Genomic DNA, 23,316 nt, shown 5'->3' with positions numbered 1-23,316 from the left:
CTCCTTACGCGCCGTACGGCGACTTCAGTTTCTGATCCGGTCTCCCGCACGTAACAGAGCGCTCGGCAAGTCATGTCCGACAACTGATTTCGCCACGCCAGCCGCGGCGACGGCGGCGTGCAGGTCGACGTCGACATCGAAACCGCTGTCGGTCAACAGGTACACCAGATCCTCGGTAGCGATATTTCCGGTGGCCCCCGGTGCGAATGGACAACCACCGAGCCCGCCGACCGACGCGTCCAGCCGAGTGACGCCCGAGTTGACGGCCGCATAGGCGCTGGCCAGTCCGGCGCCGCGGGTGTTGTGGAAGTGTCCGCCCAGCGGAAGGTCGCCGATCATCGAACGTAGCTGTGCGATCAGTGAAGTCACCCGTCCAGGGGTGGCGGTGCCGATCGTGTCGGCGATCGAGAAGCGATCGACGCCTTGGTCGCGCGCCGCCGCGGCGATGTCGAGGACCCGCCGCGGCGGGGTAGGCCCTTCGAAGGGGGAGTCCCATGCGGTTGCGACGATGACCTCGACGGAGACGTCGCTGTTATGCGCAATGGTGACGATGTCGCCGATCTGAGCGGTGGCTTCGGCACTGGTCCGTCCGACGTTGGCGGTGCTGAATGAGTCGTCGGCCGCCACGACGTATTCGATAGCGCGTAGTCCGGCGGCGATGGCCCGCTTGGCGCCGTTGGGACTGGCTACCAGCGCGGAGAATTCGATGTCGGGGTAGTTGTGCAGTTCGGCCGCGAGCTCAGCGGCGTCGGCCATCGACGGCACCTTCGACGGGGACACGAACGCCGTCGCCTCCACCTCGCGCACACCGGTGGCCGCAACCGCGGCGAGCAGTTCGAGCTTGGCCGACAACGGAATTGGCTTCTCGATCTGCAGGCCGTCGCGTAGCGAAACCTCGCGGATGTCGATGTGCGTCAGTTAAATCACCGCCTCAGCTCGCAATTCGGTAAGCTCGGCGGCGGTCTTGCCCAGCAGCCCGACATAGACATCGTCGTTGTGTTGTCCCGGATGCGCGGGCCCGGCGTGGCGGACACTGCCCGGTGATTCGGAAAGCACCGGCACCACCCCGGGGCCCAACACGTTACGCTCGATGCGTTCGTCATAGTGATCGACCAACATTCCGCGGGCCCGCAGCTGAGGATCCATGACGACGTCGGCGACCGTGTTGATTGGCCCGGCGATCACGCCGGCGGCGCTGAGCGTTTCGATGATGTCGCCGGGTTTGCGTTGCGCGGCCCAGTCGCCAATGATCTCGTCGAGCTCATCCTGGTTGCGGCCGCGTGCGCGGTGGTTGGCGAATCGCTCGTCGGTGGCCAGCTCTGGGCGGCCCATCGCTTGACACAGGCGGGCAAAGACGCTGTCCTGGTTGGCTGCGATCACCACCCAGTGGCCGTCGGCACTGCGGTAGATGTTGGAGGGCGCGATGCCCTCCAACCGGGTGCCGGACGGGCCGCGCACCACGCCGGCGACGTCGTAGTCCGGGATCGTGGAGTCCTGGACCGCCAAGCAGGCTTCAGTGAGCGCCACGTCAACCACCTGGCCTTGCCCGGTGATCCCGCGGCGGTACAGCGCGGCCAGAGCGCCCTGGGCGGCGAACATGCCCGCGAGGCTGTCGCCCAGCGATACCGAAAGTCGGGGCGGCGGCCCGCCGGGGAATCCGTTGAGGTGGCGTAGGCCGCTGGCGGCCTCGGCCATGGAGGCGTAACCGGCCTTGTGGGATTCGGGTCCGTTTTGCCCGTAGCCGGACACCCGAACCAGGACGATGCCTGGATTGCGGTCCCGAAGCTCGTCGTAACCGAGGTTCCATTTCTCCAGAGTGCCCGGGCGGAAGTTCTCCACCACTATGTCGGATTTGGCGACGAGTTCAAGGAACAGCTCCCGACCACGCGGCCTGCGAAGGTCGAGCGTGACGGCCTTCTTGTTGCGGGCGTGCACCGTCCAGAAGAAGTGGTGTCCGTCGACTTTGGCCTGGCCCCAGGTGCGCAGCGGGTCCGGAGCGCCAGGCGGTTCGATCTTGATGACCTCGGCGCCCATATCTCCGAGCAGCCGGCCGGCGAACGGACCGGCGATCAAGGTGCCGAGTTCGAGCACCCGGATGCCGTCGAGCGGCCCGGTGGCTGCTATGCGCCGCTCTCCCCCGCAAGCGGGAGGTGCCCCCACCTCATCGCTTCTCGCGAAGTTCTCGCGGGCCATCATGATGGCCGTTCGCCCGGTGAAGCCGCCGCGGCCCAGCTGGTCGTCCTCGACGCCCTCGTGATGGTCATTCTCGCGTGTCGCTGCATTTTCGCAGGTGGACAAAGGATTCCATGGCTAGCTCCCGGGGATCTTTGCCAAACTAAAAGTGACATTACTTTGCTTCTCGACGGGCGCAACAGCCGTCGCTCAGACTCAAGCCACGCACACGCTTCGCGGCGTGTCTTGTGTGTGGTGTTAGTGTCGCGGACACTTGCGGGGCTAATCGCGAACGCGCAGGACGACTTTCCCTTTGGCGCTGCGATTCTCCAGCGATGCGATCGCGGCGGCCGCCTCCTCGAGCGGGTAGACCACCGGCTCGGGCGGGGACAGCTTGCCCGAGGCGAGCAGCTGCTCCAGCGCGGCCCACTGTTCGGTCAGCGCGCCGGGGGGGGTCCCGGCCCAGGCGCCCCAGCCGACACCGACCACGTCAATGTTGTTGAGCAGCAGCCGGTTTACCTTCACGGTTGGTATGTCACCGCCGGTGAAGCCGATGACGAGCAAGCGTCCCCCCGGGGCGAGCGAGCGGAGCGAGTCGGTGAACCGGTCACCGCCCACGGGGTCGACCACTATGTCGACGCCGCGGCCGCCGGTCAGCTCCTTGGCCGCGTCCTTGAAACCCTCGGCCAGCACCACATCGGTTGCCCCAGCAGCGGTTGCGATTTGGGCTTTCTCCTCGGTGCTGACCACCGCAATGACGCGGGACGCCCCGAGCACCGACGCCAGTCGCAGCGCAGATGTGCCGATCCCACCGGCTGCGCCGTGCACCAGCACCGTCTCGCCCGTTTGCAATCGGCCACGCACGCTCAGCGCGAAATACACGGTCAGGTCGTTGAACAGTACGCCAGCACCCGATTCGAAGCTGACGTTGTCCGGCAGCTTGAACACCCGGTCGCGTGGCAGCACCGCGATTTCAGCCATGCCGCCGGTGAGCATGGTCAGGCCGACAACACGGTCGCCAGGCCGCACCCGCGCAGCATCGGGTGCCGAACGGACCACGCCGGCGATTTCGGCCCCGAGCACGAACGGCGGTTCCGGTCGGTACTGGTACAGGCCGCGGGGGAGCAGCGCATCGGGGAACGCCACCCCGGCGGCGGGCACCCCGACGACGACGCCATCGCGGGCGGGGTCATCGACCTCTGCCACCTCAACCGCGTCGGGACCATCCAGTCGAGTCACCCGTGCTGCGCGCATGGCGAACAGCGTACTTCCGGTTCAGAATCCGCCGGCGACCCGCACCACAGCCCGGCCGGTGAACGCCCCGGCACGTACCTGGTCGAGCACACCGACAACGTCTTTGACATCGACCTCGGTGGTGATCTGGCCCAGATGACGCGGCCGCAACGAATCGCCGAGCCGCGCCCACAGTTCGCGTCGCGGACCTATGGGTAGCTGTACGGAATCGATGCCCAGCAATGCGACGCCGCGCAGGATGAACGGCATCACCGTGGTGTGTAGGCCCGCGCCACCGGTGAGCCCACTCGCGGCCACCGCGCCGCGGTAGTCGACGGCGCTGAGCACATCCGCCAACGTCGCGCCGCCCACACAGTCCACCGCTGCCGCCCAGCGCGCCTTGGCCAGTGGCCGCGGTTGGGCGTCGGGATCGGCGGGCAGCCGGCCGATAACTTCCACGGCGCCAAGGGCTTTCAGTAGTTCAACGGCGCTCTTTTTGCCGGTCGAGGCCACCACTTGATAGCCGGCACCTGCCAATAGATCCACGCTGACCGAGCCGACGCCGCCGGAGGCGCCGGTGACGACGATGGGTCCAGCGTCGGCCTTAATGCCCCAGTCGATGAGCGCCTGCACGCTCATGGCGGCGGTGAAGCCCGCGGTACCGATCGCGGCGCCGTCATGCGGACTTATGGCGCCCAGCGCCACCAACTGATCGGCCGGCAGCCGCGCATATTCGGCGTAGCCGCCGTGGTGGCCGGTGCCGATTTCGTAACCGTGGGCGAGGACGCTGTCTCCGACCGCGAAGTCCGGTGACCGGGACTCGACGACTTGGCCGGTCAGGTCGATGCCCGGCACCAGCCCTGTTGGGGGGTAGTTGCGCACCACGCCGCCGCCCGGGGTCAGCGCCAGCGCGTCCTTGAAGTTGACGCTGGAATACAGCACCTGGATCGTCACCTCACCGGGCGGCAGGTCGGACTCGGTGAGTGTCTCGACCGATGCTGATATCCGGTCGCCGTCCTGGCGCGCCACCAGCGCTTGAAATGTGTCCATGGCCTCGACGCTAGCCTCACAAGATGGATTCCTTTACGTTTGGCCCACTTGGGCGCTTTTCGGTTGCCCGCATCGGCTTCGGCGCGATGCAACTGCCGGGCCCGGGCGTGTTGGGTCCGCCGCGGGATCGCGAAGCGGCGCTGGCCGTGCTGCGGCGGGCGGTCGAGCTCGGCGTCAATCACATCGACACCGCACAGTTCTACGGGCCGGATGTCGCGAACGAACTGATCCGGGAGGCGCTGTATCCGTATCCGGAGAACCTGGCGCTGGTGAGCAAGGTGGGCGCGCGCCGCGATGAGGCCGGCGCCTGGCTGCCGCTCCCAGATCCCGGCGACCTGCGCCGGGATCTGGAAGCCAACCTCCGCACCCTCGGCGTCGACCGGTTGGCGGTGGTCAACCTACGACTGATGGGTGGCGAGGGGCCGGACCAGCTGTTCGACGACCAGCTTTCGACGATGATCGCGGCCCGCGATGAAGGGCTGATCGGCGGCATCGGGCTCAGTGAAATCACCCGCGAACATCTGCTGCACGCGTTGCAGCGCACGGAAATCGCTTGCGTGCAAAACGCTTTCAACCTAGTCCACCGAACATCGACTCCGGTGTTGGAAGAATGCACCGCGCGCGGCATTGCGTTCGTGCCGTTCTTCCCACTGGGATCGGCATTCGCGCCATCGAACCCGGTATTGGGAAACGACGTGGTCCAGCGGGCGGCCGCGCAATTGGGCCGGACTCCGGCTCAGATCGCGTTGGCGTGGACGCTGAATGTGGCACCCAATGTGCTGCTGATCCCGGGCACCTCGTCGGTGCGGCACCTGGAGGAGAATCTCGCCGTCGCGGACATCGAGCTCGACGATGACACCCGCGAGCGGCTCAATGCAGTCGCTGGCTGATGCTTGTCCGCTCGGCGAGTGCCGATGATGCCGCCGGCTGGTGCTCGAGGTGGACGGCTTTGTCGCCGGTTCCGGCGAGCCCGAGATCGCTACGTCGGCGGCGGATGGTTGCGCTTTAGCAAGTCGCAACCTACGATGGCGTAACCATACGCTTGCATAGCGCAATAGTTGCATATAGCAACGCTGGCGAGGAGTGCTCGCCCCCTTATCGAACGAAGCGAGTTCAGGATGAATGACATTGAGCGCAGCTTTCACGCGGGTGCGACGGTGAACGGGCTGTATGGCCTATACGTCCGCATGATGCGGTGGCTGGGCCACTATCGCTGGTTCTCGCTGTATGTGAAGCACATTGGTTCGAAGTTCGACCGGGCGCTGCTGCGAGTGACTCGGGGCCGGCTATCGGCGCTGGGCCGCGCAATGCCCACGATGCTGCTCACCACTACCGGCAACAAGACCGGCAAAAAGCGGACGGTTCCGGTGTTCTACGTGCTCGACGGCAAGAACGTGGTCGCCGTTTGCGAGAACTTCGGATTGGAAGCCGCCAGCAGCTGGCCCAAGAATCTGCGCTCTGACCCCAGGGCGCGCATCGAGATCGAGGGAACCGCCGCAAGCTATATCGCCCGGTCTGCGACACAGGAAGAGATCGACCGCAACATGCCGAGCTTGATCGCTATGTGGCCGGCGCATGACACCTACCTAAAACGCGGGGGTGCGCGCTACGTCTTTGTCTTCGAGCCGGTGGACGTCACGACTCCCATGGAGGCGACTGTAGCGACTGCCTGAGCCGCTGCGTTTGATCTCCCACTGCGCGGGCTAGCCAGCTAACGTCACGCCACGCAGCCATCCATTAACTGGACGTGCCGATCTTTCGCAAGTGCCGGCCCGATTGCGTCTGGCCGGCGAAATTCCGTGGCAACACTCGACCGCGGATTATATTGCGGGACAATCAAATTACTGGGCCGCCGTAGCTGTGGTGGTTGCTGAGGTGCGCGCGATCGTCAGCTCGTCTGATCCAACGGGTCGTCAGGAATTTGTCCCCGGCGATAATGCCTCTTGCGTTCTAGCTACCCACGGCCTAATATAAACAATCGAATGATTACATAAGCAACAGTTGCGCATCGCAACGGATGCATATGACAACGCGTGCAGCGCAGCAACATGTCTTGGCGCGCGGGGTGGTTGACATCCCCCGGTGCTAGTAGTCAGTCCCCGGTGGCCCGGTGGCGTCCAGCGTCGAAAGCCTTGTGCCAAAACAATTATCGTAGGAGTGTCGGCAGTGAGTCGTATCGCAATTGTGGGGATCGGGTGCCGGTACGCCGGCGGGATCGATTCCGCGGAGTCGTTCTGGGACTTTGTGGTGCGCAAGGGCGACGGTGTGGTGGACATACCGGCGGAGCGTTGGGACTATCGGCGTTACTACGACCCGGACAAGCGCGCCGCCGAACGGATGTACACCAAGCGAGCCGCATTCCTGGAATGCGATCCGTGGCAGTTCGATTCGGACTTCTTCGGCATCTCGCCGCGCGAAGGAACGACCCTGGATCCACAGCAACGACTGATCATGGAGGTCGCGTGGGAAGCACTCGACGACGCCGGCGTGGCAGGCCAGGTATCGGGCCAGGCGGTCGGTGTTTATGTCGGCGCATTTACCACCGATCACGTGATCAACGCGGTTTCGGGTTCGGCCCTGGCCCACGTCAATATGCACTCGGCGGCTAGCGCCTCGTTCACCATGCTGTCGAATCGACTGGCGTATGCGCTAAACCTGAAGGGGCCCGCGCTCACCGTCGACACCGCGTGCTCGTCGTCGCTGGTGGCGTTTCATCTTGCATGCCAAGGGATTTCCAATGGTGATTGCGACATGGCACTGGTCGGCGGGGTCAACATGATGCTGCAGCCGGAAACGTTCGTCACGATGTGCAAGGGCGGATTCCTGGCTACTGACGGACGTTGCAAGTCGTTTTCGGCATCCGCCGACGGCTATGGCCGGGGCGAAGGAGCCGGGATGGTCTTGCTCCGCAAGCTCGACGACGCCGTGCGCGATGGGGATCGGATCTACGCGGTCGTGGAAGCCACCGGTTCCAATCAGGACGGCCGAACGACCGCGATCACCGTTCCCAGCTTGGATTCCCAAGAGGCACTGGCGCGTTCGGTGTGCGAACGCTCCGGCATCGCCCCACATCGGGTCACCTACGTGGAGGCGCATGGCACCGGAACGCCGGTCGGTGATCCGGTGGAGTTGCGTGCGCTCGGACGGGTATACGGCGCCGTTGAAGGGCGCAACGAACGCCTTCCGGTGGGGTCGGTGAAGTCGACCTTGGGGCACACCGAGGCGGCCGCCGGCGTCGCCAGCGTGATCAAGGGCGCGCTAGCCGTCTACCATCGAACGCTGCCGCCACAAGGCTGGTTCGAGGATCCCAATCCCGACATTCCGTTCGAGGATCTGCGGATCGCGGTTCAGCTCGAGGCGGAGAAGGTTGGTGCCGACGTCGAGCGGATGACGGTCGCAATCAATGGTTTTGGCTACGGCGGCACCAATGCACATGCAATTCTCACCGAACCACAGAGCTCATCAGCCTCGCAGACGCCGCTTCCCCTGGCGTCGAGTCGCCCCGACATAAACGTGTTTCCGCTTTCGGCGCGTAGCGAGGCCGCAGCACGTGCACTGGCCGGTACGTACGCCGAGCTGCTGGAATCAACGACGGATCTTGACCACTTCCTCAAGGCGGCATGGACGCGCCGGGCGCACCACCGCCATCGAGCCGGACTCGCGTTCTCTGATGCCGAGGATCTCGCCGAGGGGCTGCGCAAGATCTCGTCCGGCGCTGCCCCCGTCGGATCGGTGGTGGGCCGCTCTGCCGGTTCGGTGTTCGTGTTCTCCGGTATGGGGCCGCAATGGTGGGCGATGGGCCGCGACCTGCTTAACGCCGGTGGCGCGATCGCATCGGAAGCGGCTCGCATTGACGAGGTGTTCACAGGTATCGCGGGCTGGTCCATCATCGAAGAACTGCTGCGCCCCGAGGACGAGTCACAGATTGCTTCAACAGCGATCGCGCAGCCGGCGAACTTCCTTGTCCAGGTCGCACTCACGCATGAACTGGCCACGTTCGGAATCACGCCGAGCGTTGTGGTCGGGCACAGCGTCGGTGAGGTCTCCGCGGCTTATGTAGCCGGGATGCTGTCATTGGAGGACGCGCTCCGGGTTTCCCATCATCGCGGGAGGCTGCAGGCCACTACGGCCGGGACCGGCGGCATGCTCGCAATGGGGTTGCCGGTCGATGAGGTCCGACCGCTGCTGCACGAATACACCGAAGTCGACGTGGCGGCAATCAACAGCCCGTCATCGGTGACGGTTGCCGGCGATCCGCGTGACTTGGAAAGCCTCTCCGAGAGCTTAAGTGACCGTGGCATTTTCACTCGGATGCTGCGGGTGGAAGTGCCCTACCACAGCCGCCGCATGGACCCAATCCTCGACGAACTGCGGGCCGTGCTCGCGGACATCGCACCGCAACAACCGAGCGTCCCCCTGTACTCCTCGGTTACCAGCGAAGCCGCCACCAACTGGGATGCCGACTACTGGTGCGACAACGTACGCCAACCTGTGCGATTCGCCGATGCGGTCAAGACACTGATCCGTGCCGGACACCGCATCTTTGTTGAGGTCGGCCCACACCCCGTCCTGTCAGCGAACATTCGCGAAATCTTGCTGGCAGAAGGCGAATCGGGCACCACGGTTTCAACCCTGGATCGTAACCGCCCGGACGCTGAAAGCATCCGGCAAACGATCGCCGGACTTTACGTGGCCGGGCATCTGGATCCAGCCGACCTGTTCACGAAACCCGCAGCGCATTACCATCTTCCGCACTACCCCTGGCAGCGACAACTCTTGCACCAAGAGCTACCCGAACACGTGCAAGCCAAGTACGGCACGCCCGACGGTTACTCGATGCTCGGCGATCCAGACCTCTATGACCGGCTCGCCTGGGAACTGCGAGTAAGTGGGCAATCGCTGCCGTGGCTCGCGGATCACGTTGTCAATCGCGCCTGCTTGATTCCTGGCGCAGCGTATCTAGATGCCGCCCTGAGCGCCGCCGCAGCGCGCACCGGAGCCAACACCGTGACGGCCGAAGATGTGCGGTTCGTCGCGCCGTTAATTGTCGACCCGGCAGACGGCACCATACTGCGCACCGAGTTCGATGAACCGAGTCGCCGGTTCACCATTCGCTCTCGCGCCGCCGCCAACACCGCGTGGACGGTCCACGCCACCGGCCGCCTGGTTGACGGAACTTACCTGGTCACAAAACATTCCGTCCCCGACACCCGCGACATGACGGAGATCGCTCCGGCGGCGCTGTACGCGGTTCTGGGTACTCGAGGACTGACCACCGGCCCGAACTTTCAGCGCATCCGGTCGCTACACGCCAGCGCCATCGAGGCGGTCGCCACCGTAGACGCAAGGCCAGAGTCCGACGTGACAAGGCACTTGGCTCATCCCTGCGTCATTGATGCTGCGTTGCAAACCGTGGCTCCACTCATTGACCAAGCCGTTGGTCGCACTTACGGAACCGTGGTGCCGATCGCGGTCGATGCGATCCGTGCCTTCGCCCCATTCACCGATGACGTGACCGTGATCGCCCGCCGGCACGTCACCGAACCGATGTGCGCCGACATCGTGATCCTCGACACCGAACAACGCGCATGCATGCAGATTGTCGGCGTTCGATTCGGCTCCATCACTCCCGGACGTGGGGCGCTGGACCACATGGATCCGCTCTTCTACGAAGAGGTTTGGGATCTACGTGATCCGCTCAGCCTCGATGCGCTGGTGCCCGCTGAGCAGACCGCGACGTTGGTGGTGGCAGTTGGGGACGGGCCGCACGCGCGGGCCCAGGAACTGTGCGACAACCTGCCGCACGCCACCTACCACGAGTGGACTGCCGGGGTGGGCCTTGAGGCAGATGCCGAAGCCCAACTCATGCAACAGCTCTGGGACGTGTCACGGGATCGTCCGCGACTTCATGTCTGTGTCGTTGCGGGGCATATCACCGACGACACCGGCGCGCTGTGGGCGCTGCAACGGATCGCCATCACCACCGAGAGGTTTCTCGACGAGCAGGCTGGCGCGGGATCCGAGGAGAAGTCGGTGTTCGGCGACGGTTCGGTTGGCGACGACTCCTTCTATGTCAGCCTGGTCACCGAACGAGCGTTTGCCCACCATACCGATGTTTCGGTGCCCAACCCCAGTCATGCCGGCCTGGCCGGAGCACGGCGCGTCATGGTCGGCGAGCAGCCACGGTTGCGTTGGCGTCTGATTGACGTCGACCCGGACACCAACATGGCCGACCTTGTTTCGGAATTGCTGGTGCCCGGCGCATTCAGCAACGACATGGCTGATGAAGTGCTGTTGCGCAGCGGTTTACGGTTCACTCCCGTCATTATGCGTACGTTGTCGCAGCGGCTCGGCGAGATGGCCAAGATCGAGCCGCTCCACGACCCGGAAGCAAACTTCACTGTCGAGGTTCCAAAGTCGCGAATCATGTCAGAACTCGGTTGGCGGCGCTGCCCGCGGCGGTCGCCGGGCCGCGGTCAAGTGGAGCTGCGCATGCAGGTCGTCGGCTTGAACTATAAGGACGCTATCAAGGTGCTCGGCCTTCTGGGTGAACGAGAGTTGGCGCCAACACATTTCGGCACGGAGTTGGGTATGGAAGGCGTCGGGGTGGTGACCCGCGTCGGACCCGACGTCAGCGAGCCTCAGGTTGGAGACGTTGTCATTACCGCAGCCAAGGGCATGCTGACCCGGTATCACCTCGCCGAGGCGGCGTTGTGCGGGAAGCTATTGCCGGCTTCGGGGCACGGCGGCATCCGTCCCGAGCACTGCACCAGCATCACCGCGTTTCTCACTGCCGAGCGTTCGCTGCTGACCTTGGCGCGATTGCAGCCGGGTGAGACGGTGCTGATTCATGGTGCTGCCGGCGGCGTGGGATCGGCTGCGATTCAGGTCGCCAAGGCGCGCGGCGCAGCGGTTATCGGTACCGCCCGAACGGATGAACGCCGTGCCTATGCGCTGGCCGCCGGCGCTGACCATGTGATCGATTCACGTTCGCTGAATTTCGTCGAGGACGTGTACGAGATCACCAACGGCCACGGCGCCGACGTGATCATCAGCAGCGCGCCAGGGGAGATCCTGCGCCACAACTTCGATGCGGTCGCCGAGTTCGGCCGCATCGTGGAGGTCGGCAAGGCCGACATCTACCAAGGTGGCACTTTGGATTTGGCGGCGTTCGACAAGAACGTCGGCTACTTCTCGATCGACATGGACCGAATGCTGGCTCACGACTCGGCGGGCTTCGTGGAGCTGATCACCAGCATCTGCGAAAAGTTCAGCAACGGCACCTACCAGCCGCTGTCGGTGGAGGTTTTCGGCACCGCGGACCTAGCGCGGGCATGCGAGGAGGTATTCCGCTCGGACCGGACCGGTCGCGTTGCGGTTCGGCTCAACGACGTCGCGCCAGCGGTGCGGCCCAGTTGGCAGGAGGTCGTCACCGACCCCGAAGCCGCCTACATGATTACCGGCGGATACGGCGGATTCGGACTGGCGACCGGACGGTGGCTGGTCCGGCGGGGCGCCCGACACCTAATCCTGGTCGGCAGGAGCGGCGCGACAACAGAGATAGCGAAAAAGCAACTGGCGCAGTGGCGGACGGTGGGGATCGAGGTCACCGAGGAATTGCTCGACGTGACCGACGCCGACGCGGTGAAGGCGCTGGTGCGCCGCAGCCACCGCGCCGAGCGCCCGTTGCGTGGCATTTTCCATACCGCGGGTGCCGTTGCCGATCAGCGGGTCGCTGATCTGGAACTGGAAAGCCTCAAGCGTGTCTACGACGCCAAGGTCCAGGGCGCTCGTGCGCTGTGGGCTGCCGTCGCCGACGCTGGGATCACACTTGACCAGTTCGCGTTCTACTCCTCTGGCGGTTCGATGTTGGGCACCATGGGGCAGTTCAGTTACACGGCCGCCAATCTCGCGTTGCAGTGTCTTACCGAAGAGATCGTTCGCCAAGGGCAGTCCGCGATCTGCATCGGCTGGGGCCACATGTCGGGTTTGGCGGGCGGTATGGCCTCCGACGAGACGGCCGCGCGGTATCTCAATGCCGCCGGCTTTGATCCGATCGACATGGACGACGGTCCAATCTATTTGGAAGCGGCGATGCGATTGGGCATCACGCAAGCGGCGATCATCCCGATCAACTGGTCCAAGGTGAACGCCACGGTAGGCCACTTACGGAACCTGCTACGCACCGCCGCGCTCGTTTCCGCCGCGGCCGACGCGAATTCGACCGGGGAACGCCTGCGCGCCAACCTGGCCGCGCTCGACGAGGGCAAGCGCGGCGAGGTGGTGGCGTACATGCTCGCGGAACAGCTTGCCGCCGTCATGGGTGTATCGGCCGAGTCGATCGAGATCGACATCCCGGTAACCGAACTCGGCCTGGACTCACTTATGGCCGTGGAGTTCGGTGCCCGCGCCAGTCAAGCGCTTGGTGTGCATCTGGCCACGCTGCAAATGGGACGCACCTTCGACCTTCGGCAGGCGGGATCGCACATCGCCGAAGTAATCACCACGGGAACAGGAGTCGTAGCAGCATGACCGCAGGTCTGACAAGCAATTCCGCGCGCGACATCGCGCGCAGTTTGCTCGCCAACTCGGACGGCGCCGACACGACGGCGTCGGCGGCAGAGGTGACCCCGGCCGTCAAGGCACCGCCCGCAGTTGGCAAGCCGCGACGCGACACGGGCCGACAGTTCGGCGATCAGACTGGTGTCGTTGCCGCCCGCGAGCGCGCGGCGCGCGCGCTGACGATGGGCGAGCTGACCGGGATGCCGAATCCGTTGTTCATCCCGAGGCAAGGGCCCAACACCTCCGTCATCGAAGGTCCCTACGGGGCCACGACCAATTTCTCCAACTACAACTACCTTGGCATGGCTCACCATCCGAAAGTCATTAAGGCAGTTCAGGATGCGGTAGGCCAGTACGGCGCCTCGGCTTCGGCCAGCCGCATCACGTCCGGGGAGATCGAGATCTACCCTCGACTGGAACGCAGGCTGGCTGAAATCTATGACGTGGAATCGGCCATCATCGCCACGAGTGGATACCTCACGAATTCCGGAGTTATCGGATTCCTCCTCGGCGAACGCGACGCCGTCGTGGCCGATGCGCTCATCCACTCGAGCGTGGTCACCGGTGCACGGTGGGCGGGTGCGCGCAGCATGACGTTCCGCCACAACGACCCGGAGTCCTTACGGGGTGTGCTGCGCATGTCGCGCGAGCGTTTCGACCGAGTACTCGTCGTCATCGAGGGCCACTACAGCATGGACGGCGACGTCGGGAGGCTTCCCGAGATCGCAGCAGTTGCACGTGAATTCGACTGTGCGGTAATGGTGGATGAGGCGCACTCGATAGGGGTATTTGGCGCCCACGGGCACGGCGTACGCGAACACTTTGGACTGCCCGGCGACGCCGTGGACATCTGGATGGGCTGCCTGTCCAAGGCGTTGGGCAGTTGCGGCGGGGTCATTGCCGGGAGTGCCGAGATCGTTCAAGCCCCGCACACCTCGCCTGTGGCCACCCCTACCGTCGGACCGCCACCGAGTGCCGCAGCAGCCGCACTTGCGGCACTTGAGGTACTTGAGAGCGAGCCTCAGCGGGTTTCGCAGCTGTGGCACAACGCCAAGCTATTCACAGCCGCACTGCGCGAGCGCAATCTCAACCTGGGGTTCTCAGAGGGCACACCGATCGTACCGGTGTTGGTGCCGGGCGAGATTCAAGTGTTGTACGCGTCTTCGCTGCTGCTGCAACGCGGCGTCTACGTCGGCCCGGTGGCAGCTCCGGGTGTCGGCCCGGGCCAGGAACGGCTGCGCTTCTTCGTCACAAGCGAGCACAGCCAGGAGCAATTGGTAACAACAGCCGACCTGGTCGCGGAGGTGGTTGCATTAGCCACCGACGTCGGTGCCGCTCTCACGATGTGAGCCGCGAGCATGGCCAATGCCTTCACCGCGCTCGCACGATATAGCCATCGCTACGCCCTATGGGTCATCGTCGCCTGGGTTCTGGTTGCCGGGGTGGCGAACACCTTTGTCCCGCAACTGGAACGCGTGGTCGCCGCCCACGAGCGGCCACTGCTGCCTGCCGATGCTGCGAGTTCGCTTGCAGTGCAACGATCGGCAGCGGCACTCTCTCAAAAGGGCACCGACAACATCGGATACGTGGTCCTGCAACGCGGCGCGCCCCTCAATGATCGTGACCGCAAATTCTACGATCAGCTGATCGCGGCGTTGCGCAGCGATTCGCGCGATGTTAGCGATGTCATGGACTGGTGGGGCACCCCGGCGGCTTCAGAGTCTGCGGTGAGCAATGACCATAACGTGGCGATAGCAGTGGCACGTCCATCGGGAATGATTGGAACATCGCAAGCCAGACAGTCGATAACCGCCATGCGCGACATCGTGGCACGGCTGCATCCACCGGACGGACTGCACGTCTATGTCACCGGTCCAGGCGCAACCATCATGGACGAGTTTGGGGCTATCGACAGGCAGACGGTTACCATCTCGACGGCAACGGCGGTGGCGCTCCTAGTTCTCTTACTGATCGTCTATCGATCCCTTATCACCGCGATGGTGCCGCTGGCGTCGGTCGGCTTGGCGTTAGCGGTGGCCCGGCCGATCCTTGCCATCCTCGGCGACCACAACCTCATTGAGGTCTCACCGTTGTCGATTGCACTGGGTGCCGGGGTGGTTCTCGGCGCCGGGACCGACTTCGGGATCTTCCTGCTCGGGCGTTACCACGAACGGCGACGGCAGCATGTTGCCCCGGCGGAGGCGCTGGAAGACGCCCACCGGGGCGTGGCGCCAGTAATTGTGGGATCGGCGCTGACCGTGGCCACAGCATTCGGGTGCCTGGCTTTTGCGCGCATCAGCATTTTTCGCACCAACGGAATCGCTTGTGCCGTAGGTGTTGTCACCGCGATGCTGGCGGCGCTGACGTTGACACCAGCGCTGATCGCGGTAGCGGAACGCCGGGGTCTGCTCAAGCCGCAACGTCCTGCAATAGCGCGCCGATGGCGACGCATCGGGGTGGCGGTGGCGCGGTGGCCGGGGCCGATACTGGTAACCAGCGGCGCATTGATACTTGCGCTGGCGATTCCGCTGTGCGGGCTACATATTGGTTGGGACGAAACCGCGTCAACCCCGGCCGACGCTGAATCCAACCGCGGGTACCAGGCGGTCGATCGTCACTTCGCCCCCAATCAACTGCTGCCCGACGTCGTCACCATCGCAATGGATCACGACATCCGCAACCCCGCGGGCCTGGTTGCTGTCGAACGAATCACCAGCGCGATTATGGCAATTCCGGGCGTACGCAGGGTGCAGTCAGCGAGTCGTCCCGACGGGACAGTTCCGCAGGAAGCTACCCTGACCGCTCAAGCGGGAACCATTGGCGATCGGCTGGACGATGCCCTCCAACAGCTCACGTCGCGGCAGGCGACGTTCAATGACCTGGACGCCTCACTCGGTCAAATGGCAACGGCGCTGGATGGGTTTCGGAGCGGACTGCACCGCGGTGCCGCCGGACTTGGCGAGGTGACGTCGGCCGCCGCGCGGATGCACGACGCGATGACCAGGCTCGCGGGCACCATCGACGATGTCTCCCAGAACTTGGCTCCCTTGCGAAGTTTCACCACCCAAATACCGAACTGCTCGATGAACCCGTTATGTGCGGATGTCCAAGGAATGGTGCAGTGGGCGGACACCGTCGTCGAGAGCTCCACGCAGCTGACCAACAGCGCAGGACAGCTCGCCACCGGGTCTGCTACCTCCGAAGCCGGGTTGGCTGAGCTACCAAACGTATTGAACGGTGTGGCCGTTGAATTGCAGCGGGCCCGAACGGCGACGGCAAGCTTGAAGCAACTCGTCGACGGCGTCAGCTCGCCGATACGACAACTGTCCGGGTACCTGCACGACCTGGCCGACGCTTTCCAGGGCAGCCCCGGTACCGGCTACTACGTCTCCAGCAAAGCCATGACGGACCCGCTCATGCGCGAAGTGCTAGACGAATTCATCTCCCCAAACGGGCGTGCCACGGTTCTACTGGTCTTCGGCGACGGGCACGAGTGGGGAAGTGATGGCGCCCAACGTGTTCGCGAGATCAAGTCCGCAATCCGGGAGTCGACCAAGGAGGGCACCTTGAAGCCGACCGCTGTCGAACTGGCGGGCGTCGGGCCTGCCACGCACGACCTGCAGGGTCTGGAGCGCGGGGACTTCACATTGCTTGCGGCCGCAGTACTGATCGTTGTCTTCGCGATCGTTGCGCTGCTACTAAAGAGCCCGGTCGCCGGCTTCGTGGTGGTCGGCACCGTCGTGATTTCCTATGCCGCGGCGCTCGGCGCCAGCGCGTTGATCTGGCAACAGCTGCTTGGTCATGAATTGCATTGGGCGGTACCGCCGATCGCGTTCGGTGCGCTGGTCGCTGTTGGCTCCGACTACAACCTGCTCCTGGCGTTACGCATCCGGGAAGAACGTTGCGCAGGGCCACGTATCAGTATCGTTCGAGCCTTCGCCGCCACGGGTGGTGTGGTGACAACCGCCGGACTTGTGTTCGGGATGACGATGTTCGCGCTCGCGTCGAGCAGCGTACTGAGCGTCGCGCAAATCGGCACCACGATCGGCGTCGGGCTGGTGTTGGACACCCTGGTTGTTCGCAGCTTCATCCTGCCGTCGCTGATTGCTTTGCTTGGTCGTTGGCTTTGGTGGCCGCGACCCTTCGTCCCAGGATCTGTCGAAATTCCTGACATTTCCATGGCTTCGGCAATCTCCGGGCTCGTGAAAGGTGCAACCAGGTGAGCATTGAAACCGCAACAGAACCAGGCTTGACGCCGATCTCTAAGACCGCCTTCTATTGCTGTGGCATGCGCGCCGCAGACGCGCGGTCGGCGCGATCGATATGCGCCGACATCTACGCCGACGATCTCTTGACTGACGAAGGTCGGGCGATCTTTGCGATGTTTCACGGTTCGTCCCGACAAAATGTCAGCACCGTGGTGCGGTCGCGGATCTTCCAGGATGAGATCGCTGCGCATCTGAAAGCAGATCCGGATCTGCAGGTCGTCAACATCGGTGCCGGCTTCGACAGCCGCGCATTTCGGATCGCCGGCGGCCGCTGGTTTGAGATCGATGAACCAGCCATCATCGAGCACAAGAATGCTCGGCTACCGGAACAGGACTGCCCCAACCCCTTGCAGCGCATCGCTGTGGAGTTCGACAACGACGAACTGCTAACCGCGTTGCGTGCCTGCGATCCTGGCGCGAACACCTTGATCGTGATGGAAGGGGTGTTCATGTATCTAAATCGCGTGCAAGTAATCGATTTGCTGCAAGCGCTGCGCGAAGCGCTGCCGATGCACACCCTGATCTGCGACCTGATGAACAAAACGTTCTTTGAAAAGCACATGGGCAAGGCTTACGAAGCCATCACCGCCCTCGGCAGTGAATTCAAATTGCTTGAGCCTCAGCCTGAATACTTGTTTCTTGGCAACGGCTATCAGCACAACGACGATCCGATCTCGATCGTGGGCCGCGCACGCGACTTCGGCGTGCTCTGGGTGCCTGGACTGTTGTTCAGGACCATTCTCAAGAGTGTGCGAGATGGCTACTGCGTGCACAGTTTTCGAACGGCGCTCTAATTTCCCGCTATGCGGGCTCGGACGACCGCCTTGTGCACGTCGACCGCGATAGTAAGCCGTGTTAAGCAATAAATCGAAGAATCACACCGCAGTTCGTACACCACAGGGCCTAGACATGATCCGACTGTCGGCCTATGGTTGCGATACTCCACCTGCCGCCGATGGTCGTGAATGTTGATTAGGAGACGGCTATGGCGTATGTGGTGGCAGTGCCGGAGGTATTAGCTTCGGCGGCGGCAGATTTGGAGGGCATTGGCAGAGCGCTGCGCGCTGTCAGTGCGGCGACGGTGGCATCGACTACCGGGTTGATGCCGGCCGCCGCCGATGAGGTGTCGGCGTCAATCGCGGCGTTGTTCGGGAGGTTTGGTCAGGAATATCAATCCGTGAACGCCCAAGTTGCGGCGTTTCAGGCCCGGATTGTTCAGACCTTGACCGGGAATTCGCAGTCGTATGCGACAGCGGAGGCGACCAACGCGTCGCCGTTACAGGGCGTCACGCAGGAGGCGCTCAGCGATACGACTATGCCCACCGGCGGCGGCAGCAGCGCCGCAACCAGCGGTGTCGGCACCACCGGCGGCAGCAGTGACGGCGGCGTAACCGCCAGTGCCGCCGCCAGTGGCACGGCTACCACCAGCGGCGGCACCACTGGCGGCAGCACCGTAACCACCAGTGCTGTGACCGGCGGCGCCACCACAGGCGGGGCCACCGGGGTAGGGGTGACGTACGCGGTGGGGTCGCACTGGGATAGCGGCTTTGTGGCCAGTTACACGATCAAAAATTCGGGTACGACTCCGCTGACCAACTGGCAGCTCGAATTCGATCTTCCCGCAAATGAATCCATCACGAGTCTGTGGAGCGGGCAGGTTGCCCAGTCCGGTACGCACTACGTCGTGACCCCTGAGTCGTGGACGCAGACGATTGCACCGGGCGGTTCGGTTACCGTCGGCTTCCAGGCCTCGCAGACCGGTGCGTACTCGGCACCGACGAATTTGGTGGTCAACGGAGAACCAGTCAGCGGTGGCGGCACCACCGGCGGTGGCACCAGCGGTGGTGGCACGACCGGTGGTGGCACTAGCGGTGGTGGCACGACCGGTGGTGGCACGACCGGTGGTGGCACGACCGGTGGCGGCACCAGCGGCGGTGCCACCACCGGGGGGGGGGTTACCGGGGGGGGCACGACCGGGGGCGGGGCTACGGGCGGGGGGACCGGGGGGGGGGCGACGGGGGGGGTCTCGCCCCATATCGGCAACCACGCATTACCGCCATTACCGCCGAGCCCACCGGCAATCCCGCCGGTCCCACCGGCGCCGCCATTGCCCCACAACCAGCCACCGTCGCCGCCAGAACCGCCGGCCGCGCCGGCGCCACCAACTCCGCCGGCCCCGCCGCTGCCCACTAGCCCTGCAGCACCTCCGGCGCCACCGGCCATCCCGGCATTGGCGCCGGCCGCCCCGTTACCGCCGTTGCCATACAGCAGCCCACCAGCTCCGCCGGCCTGTCCTGGTGCCGTCCCGTTGGCGCCGTTGCCGATGAGCGGGCGCCCGAACAGCGCCTCGGTGGGCCCATTGATCACGGCCAGCACGTCGCGCTCCAAGGTCTGTAACGGGGAAGCGTTAACGGCTTCTGCAGCCACATAGGAGCCTCCGGCAGTAGCCAACGCCTGCACAAACCGGTCATAGAAGGTCGCCGCTTGCGTGCTCAGGGATTGATATTGCTGCGCGTGGGTGGCGATCGATGCCGCGATCGCGGCCGATACCTCATCAGCACCCGCGGCGGCAATCGCAGTTGTCGAGCGTGCGGCCGCAAAGTTGGCGTCGCTGATCGCAGAGCCAATGCCAGCCAGATCCGAAGCCGCGGCCGTTACAAAGTCCGGTGCCACATTGACAAACGACATCGTCTTTCCTCCCACCACACCTGAACAACAGGCCGTTTAGCTGGTGCTCCCAGCAGGTGCGCCGGATGTAGTGGGGCGTCTAGTAGAAGGTTTTGAATAAAATCTTGCATCAAGTAGAAGCGTTGGCGGTTCCCGTCAGGGGTCGCGACATCGCCGGTTGCCGAGCCGCGTCGCGCTGCGTGCACCCGTGCTCGAGACGCTGGCTGGATCCACTTCGTTAGTGCCGTGTGCAATATTTGCGGTCGATGCAATCGTTTATTAAGAAGCTTCCATACCATGGCGCTTCTGCACGAGGGATGCGTCGCGGCCGCGACCGGGTCAAAGAAGCATGGTTTGGCGGGTCACCGTGAGCCAGGGCCTCGAAGCGTTCGAGTGTGTAGCCGGCGCTAGAGACCATCAGCTTGTAGATGGCTGGACTGGCGCTGGCCCATGGGGTAACCACGCATCTTGTCGCGGAAGTCGCTACGTGTCGCTCTGGGTGTCAGTCGACGGAGCCGATGACGACGGCTTTCGTGGGTGCTAAGAAACGGATTGACCAACAAAGACAGATGACTGATTCGACGTGTCTGCCTGGTTCAGGCCGGGCGGACGCCTTGCGGCTGTTCTCTATTGGCAGGGATAGGAAACTTCACGACGGCGTAGTCGGACGAGGTCGACTGGTACAAACGCGACTACTTCAGTTCGGACGACGACAGGCCCAACAGTCGGCGGGCGACCACCAGCTGCTGGATCTGCTGCGTCCCCTCAAAGATATCCAGGATCTTGGAGTCGCGAGCCCACTTCTCTAACAGCGTTTGCTCGGAATAGCCTGTGGTGCCTGCCAATTCGACAGACTTGAGGGTGACGTCGCTGGCCATCCGGCCAGCCTTGGCCTTGCTCATCGAAGCCTCTTTGGAGTTGGGGATGTTGTTGTCGGCCTGCCAGGCCGCGCGCAGCGACAACAAGTAGCTGGCCTCCCAGTCGGCCTCCATCCGCAAAAACTCTGCCGCAGCCGCGGTTTGGACGTTTGCGGGCTTGTCGTAGTCGATCTCCACCCCGGCATTGGTGAGGATCTTGCGGATTTCCTCCAATGCGGCGCGGCCGATTCCAACGGCCATTGCGGCGACGATCGGCCGGGTGTTGTCGAAGGTTTCCATCACCCCCGCAAAACCCTTACCGACTTCGATCTCCGGGTTGCCCAGCAGATTGTCCTTGGGGATGCGGGCGTTGTCGAACCGGATCACGGCGGTATCGGAACCCTTGATGCCGAGCTTGTGCTCGAGGCGTTCCACCGTGACACCGGGATGCTCGCGCGGCACAACGAACGATTTGATTGCCGGGCGGCCCAGCGACTTATCCAGCGTGGCCCACACCACGATGTGGGTGGCGCGCGAGCCGGCGGTGACAAAGATCTTCTCGCCGTTGATCACGTACTCGTCGCCGTCCAGGGTGGCCGTCGTCGAGACGGCTGCCGAGTCCGACCCGAATCCCGGCTCGGTGATGGCCATTGCCGCCCAGACCTTGCCCAACCGTTCCAGCTGCTCGTCCGTGGCGACCGCGGAGATGGCCGCGTTGCCCAGCCCCTGATACGGGATGGACAGCATCATCGCGACATCGCCCCAGCTGGCCTCCAACGTCTGCACAAGTGCGGCCATGTTGGCGCCGTTGTGGTTTTCGTCCCTGGTTTCCTCCTCGTCGCGAAGCGCGTCGGCTCCGGCGAATGCGAATGATTCCGAGGCTCCCTCGAACAGATTGATCAGGGTGTCGAGCTCGACCGGATAGGCGTGCTCTTTCAGGTCGTATTTGCGGGCGATCGGCCGCACCAGTTCCGCGACGCCCTGATGTGTCTTGTGCATCACCGCTTGCAGTTTGCGCGGTAGCTCCAGATTGATTGCCATGACTAAACTTTCAGCTCGTATCAGATAACGACAACACCCTCGGCGACACCGATGGCCCGCAGGTCGCGGTACCAGCGCTCGACCGGGTGCTCTTTGGTGTAGCCGTGGCCGCCCAGCAGCTGGACGCCGTCCAGGCCGATTTGCATGCCTTTGTCGGAGCCGAGCCGTTTGGCCAGAGCGGCTTCCCTGGCGAACGGCAGGCCTTGCTCCGCGCGGGACGCGCCGCGCCAGGTGATCAGCCGTAGCCCGTCCAACTCGATGGCGATGTTGGCGCACATGAAGGCAACCGCTTGACGGCGGGCGATGGGCTCACCGAAAGCTTGGCGTTCCTTCACATACGGGACGACGTAATCGAGCACGGCGTGCGAGGTACCGACCGCCAGCGCCGCCCAGCCCAGCCGAGCCAGCGCGAGCGCCTCGCAGTAGTCGTCATCCGTGGCTTCGTCCTCGCCCAGCCGGGCGGACTGCGGCACCGCAACACCGGACAGTTCAACCAGGCCGAGGGCTGCCGCGCGAACTCCCATGCTCGGGTCCGACTTGACGGTCAACCCTTTGGCCGACGACTCGACGATGAATAGCGCGGGCTTGCCGTTCAGTTGTGCGCCCACGATGAACAACTCGGCGTTGGCCGCCGCCGGAACCAATGACTTCACCCCATCGAGCCGGTAACCGGATGGGGTGCGCACCGCGGTGGTCTTCAGCCGGGTGGGGTCGAACAACGGCTGAGGCTCGGCGATCGCCACACAGGCCTGCGGGACATTCTCGCCGGCGAACTCTTTGAGGTAAGTGGCCTGCTGATCCGCACTGCCCCAATGCGTTAGCGCCGAGGCGACGCCACCGGGTGCGAGGATCGGCAGCGCCAGTCCCATATCGCCGTACGCCAACGCCTCGGCGACCAACACGTTGGTCACGCTGGAGCGATGCTCGGCGATACCGTCGAAATCTTCAGGGATGTTGATTGCAGTGATGCCCAATTCGGCGGCTTTGGCAATCAGATCGGGCGGGTAGGCCGCGGCTTCGTCGGCGTCGTGCGCGGCCGGTCGCAGTACCTCTTTGGAGAATTCATCGACGGTCTCGACGATGAGCTTCTGGTCGTCGTCGGGCGTCAGGTCGAAGTAGTCCTTGCCGCTGGACTTCAGCCGGGTCGGTCCACCGCGCAGGCATTGCACCCGCTTGAACTGTCGGGTGACGGCGCCGGCGGTGGAGAACGTCGTCTTCACGCCGTAGCGCAGCGTCCGGTTCAGCGGATCGCGCAGGTTGTACTTGTCCAAGAACTCCTGGCCGACGATCGGGGTCAGGAGCGCAATTGCGATGTCGGTCCCGGTGCGCTTGTGTGGCTGCATCCCGATTCCGGTCTGGCGGCCACGCCGTTTGGGGCGGCGGGGGCGTGAGCGAGTGGGTTTTGCAGACGTGGTGTCGGTCATGTCAGCGGCCTCGGTCGTTGGGGCGATGCGAATAACCGTATC

The 23,316-nt window shown here is 64.1% G+C and carries 13 protein-coding genes and 3 pseudogenes; 8 read left to right on the top strand and 8 right to left on the bottom strand.

What is annotated here, in order from left to right:
• Window positions 1-24: 24 nt before the first annotated feature.
• The 4 genes from MSIMFI_RS21420 to MSIMFI_RS21405 all read right to left on the bottom strand — a co-directional run bounded on the left by MSIMFI_RS21420 (window position 25) and on the right by MSIMFI_RS21405 (window position 4,455).
• On the bottom strand, window positions 25-909 hold the full coding sequence (locus MSIMFI_RS21420; RefSeq protein ID WP_191499122.1) for a hydroxymethylglutaryl-CoA lyase: 885 nt from the start codon (window positions 907-909) through the stop codon (window positions 25-27).
• Between the two features lie 9 nt (window positions 910-918).
• Window positions 919-2,124 carry a CaiB/BaiF CoA transferase family protein gene (locus tag MSIMFI_RS21415; protein WP_224770368.1) on the bottom strand — a complete coding sequence of 402 codons (1,206 nt, stop codon included), beginning with the start codon at window positions 2,122-2,124 and terminating at the stop codon, window positions 919-921.
• 330 nt (window positions 2,125-2,454) lie between these two features.
• A complete protein-coding gene (locus MSIMFI_RS21410) occupies window positions 2,455-3,426 on the bottom strand; it encodes an NADPH:quinone oxidoreductase family protein (RefSeq protein WP_191499021.1) in 972 nt (323 codons plus the stop codon).
• A gap of 21 nt (window positions 3,427-3,447) precedes the next feature.
• Complete coding sequence (locus MSIMFI_RS21405) at window positions 3,448-4,455, bottom strand: acrylyl-CoA reductase family protein (RefSeq protein ID WP_191499020.1); 1,008 nt, start codon at window positions 4,453-4,455, stop codon at window positions 3,448-3,450.
• A 23-nt stretch (window positions 4,456-4,478) separates the two neighbouring features.
• On the opposite strand from MSIMFI_RS21405, the gene MSIMFI_RS21400 reads away from it, so the two are divergent.
• The 7 genes and pseudogenes from MSIMFI_RS21400 to MSIMFI_RS29805 all read left to right on the top strand — a co-directional run.
• Window positions 4,479-5,345: an oxidoreductase gene (locus MSIMFI_RS21400; RefSeq protein ID WP_191499019.1), complete on the top strand. Its 867-nt coding sequence runs from the start codon at window positions 4,479-4,481 to the stop codon at window positions 5,343-5,345.
• Window positions 5,346-5,573: 228 nt separating this feature from the next.
• A complete protein-coding gene (locus tag MSIMFI_RS21395) occupies window positions 5,574-6,128 on the top strand; it encodes a nitroreductase/quinone reductase family protein (RefSeq protein WP_224770352.1) in 555 nt (184 codons plus the stop codon).
• Between the two features lie 493 nt (window positions 6,129-6,621).
• On the top strand, window positions 6,622-12,987 hold the full coding sequence (locus MSIMFI_RS21390; protein WP_191499018.1) for a type I polyketide synthase: 6,366 nt from the start codon (window positions 6,622-6,624) through the stop codon (window positions 12,985-12,987).
• Complete coding sequence (locus MSIMFI_RS21385; protein WP_191499017.1) at window positions 12,984-14,366, top strand: aminotransferase class I/II-fold pyridoxal phosphate-dependent enzyme; 1,383 nt, start codon at window positions 12,984-12,986, stop codon at window positions 14,364-14,366. Before MSIMFI_RS21390 ends, MSIMFI_RS21385 begins: the two co-directional genes overlap by 4 nt.
• 9 nt (window positions 14,367-14,375) lie before the next feature.
• Window positions 14,376-17,240, top strand: a complete 2,865-nt coding sequence (locus MSIMFI_RS21380; protein WP_191499016.1) for an MMPL/RND family transporter — start codon at window positions 14,376-14,378, stop codon at window positions 17,238-17,240.
• 65 nt (window positions 17,241-17,305) lie between these two features.
• The gene (locus MSIMFI_RS21375; RefSeq protein ID WP_224770367.1) at window positions 17,306-18,079 is read left to right on the top strand and encodes a class I SAM-dependent methyltransferase; all 774 of its coding nucleotides are present in this window, start codon (window positions 17,306-17,308) and stop codon (window positions 18,077-18,079) included.
• 191 nt (window positions 18,080-18,270) lie between these two features.
• A pseudogene (locus tag MSIMFI_RS29805) lies at window positions 18,271-18,492 on the top strand (PE family protein); the annotation flags it as partial.
• 8 nt (window positions 18,493-18,500) lie between these two features.
• Here MSIMFI_RS29805 and MSIMFI_RS29040 read toward each other — a convergent pair.
• Window positions 18,501-18,785 carry a hypothetical protein gene (locus tag MSIMFI_RS29040; protein WP_263597429.1) on the bottom strand — a complete coding sequence of 95 codons (285 nt, stop codon included), beginning with the start codon at window positions 18,783-18,785 and terminating at the stop codon, window positions 18,501-18,503.
• Here MSIMFI_RS29040 and MSIMFI_RS29800 point away from each other — a divergent pair.
• Window positions 18,754-19,026, top strand: a pseudogene (locus MSIMFI_RS29800) (cellulose binding domain-containing protein); the annotation flags it as partial. The gene MSIMFI_RS29040 and the pseudogene MSIMFI_RS29800 overlap by 32 nt on opposite strands.
• Before the next feature lie 299 nt (window positions 19,027-19,325).
• On the opposite strand, the pseudogene MSIMFI_RS29380 reads toward MSIMFI_RS29800, so the two are convergent.
• The 3 genes and pseudogenes from MSIMFI_RS29380 to MSIMFI_RS21350 all read right to left on the bottom strand — a co-directional run.
• A pseudogene (locus MSIMFI_RS29380) lies at window positions 19,326-19,973 on the bottom strand (PE family protein); the annotation flags it as partial.
• Window positions 19,974-20,644: 671 nt separating this feature from the next.
• A complete protein-coding gene (locus MSIMFI_RS21355; RefSeq protein ID WP_191499014.1) occupies window positions 20,645-21,850 on the bottom strand; it encodes an acyl-CoA dehydrogenase family protein in 1,206 nt (401 codons plus the stop codon).
• 20 nt (window positions 21,851-21,870) lie between these two features.
• Window positions 21,871-23,274 carry an acyl-CoA dehydrogenase family protein gene (locus MSIMFI_RS21350; protein WP_191499013.1) on the bottom strand — a complete coding sequence of 468 codons (1,404 nt, stop codon included), beginning with the start codon at window positions 23,272-23,274 and terminating at the stop codon, window positions 21,871-21,873.
• Window positions 23,275-23,316: the final 42 nt, after the last annotated feature.

Source organism: Mycobacterium simulans, from assembly GCF_900232995.1.
GTDB lineage: Bacteria > Actinomycetota > Actinomycetes > Mycobacteriales > Mycobacteriaceae > Mycobacterium > Mycobacterium simulans.
The sequence above is the reverse complement of the archived record's forward strand: the minus strand, read 5'-3'. Positions and strand labels throughout refer to the sequence as shown.

Excerpts from the sequence above, each read along its gene's own strand:
- MSIMFI_RS21410 (WP_191499021.1), bottom strand. The coding sequence starts at position 3,426 with ATGCGCGCAGCACGGGTGACTCGACTGGATGGTCCCGACGCGGTTGAG.
- MSIMFI_RS21405 (WP_191499020.1), bottom strand. The coding sequence starts at position 4,455 with ATGGACACATTTCAAGCGCTGGTGGCGCGCCAGGACGGCGACCGGATA.
- MSIMFI_RS21400 (WP_191499019.1), top strand. The coding sequence starts at position 4,479 with ATGGATTCCTTTACGTTTGGCCCACTTGGGCGCTTTTCGGTTGCCCGC.
- MSIMFI_RS21395 (WP_224770352.1), top strand. The coding sequence starts at position 5,574 with ATGAATGACATTGAGCGCAGCTTTCACGCGGGTGCGACGGTGAACGGG.
- MSIMFI_RS21385 (WP_191499017.1), top strand. The coding sequence starts at position 12,984 with ATGACCGCAGGTCTGACAAGCAATTCCGCGCGCGACATCGCGCGCAGT.
- MSIMFI_RS21380 (WP_191499016.1), top strand. The coding sequence starts at position 14,376 with ATGGCCAATGCCTTCACCGCGCTCGCACGATATAGCCATCGCTACGCC.
- MSIMFI_RS21375 (WP_224770367.1), top strand. The coding sequence starts at position 17,306 with ATGCGCGCCGCAGACGCGCGGTCGGCGCGATCGATATGCGCCGACATC.
- MSIMFI_RS21355 (WP_191499014.1), bottom strand. The coding sequence starts at position 21,850 with ATGGCAATCAATCTGGAGCTACCGCGCAAACTGCAAGCGGTGATGCAC.
- MSIMFI_RS21350 (WP_191499013.1), bottom strand. The coding sequence starts at position 23,274 with ATGACCGACACCACGTCTGCAAAACCCACTCGCTCACGCCCCCGCCGC.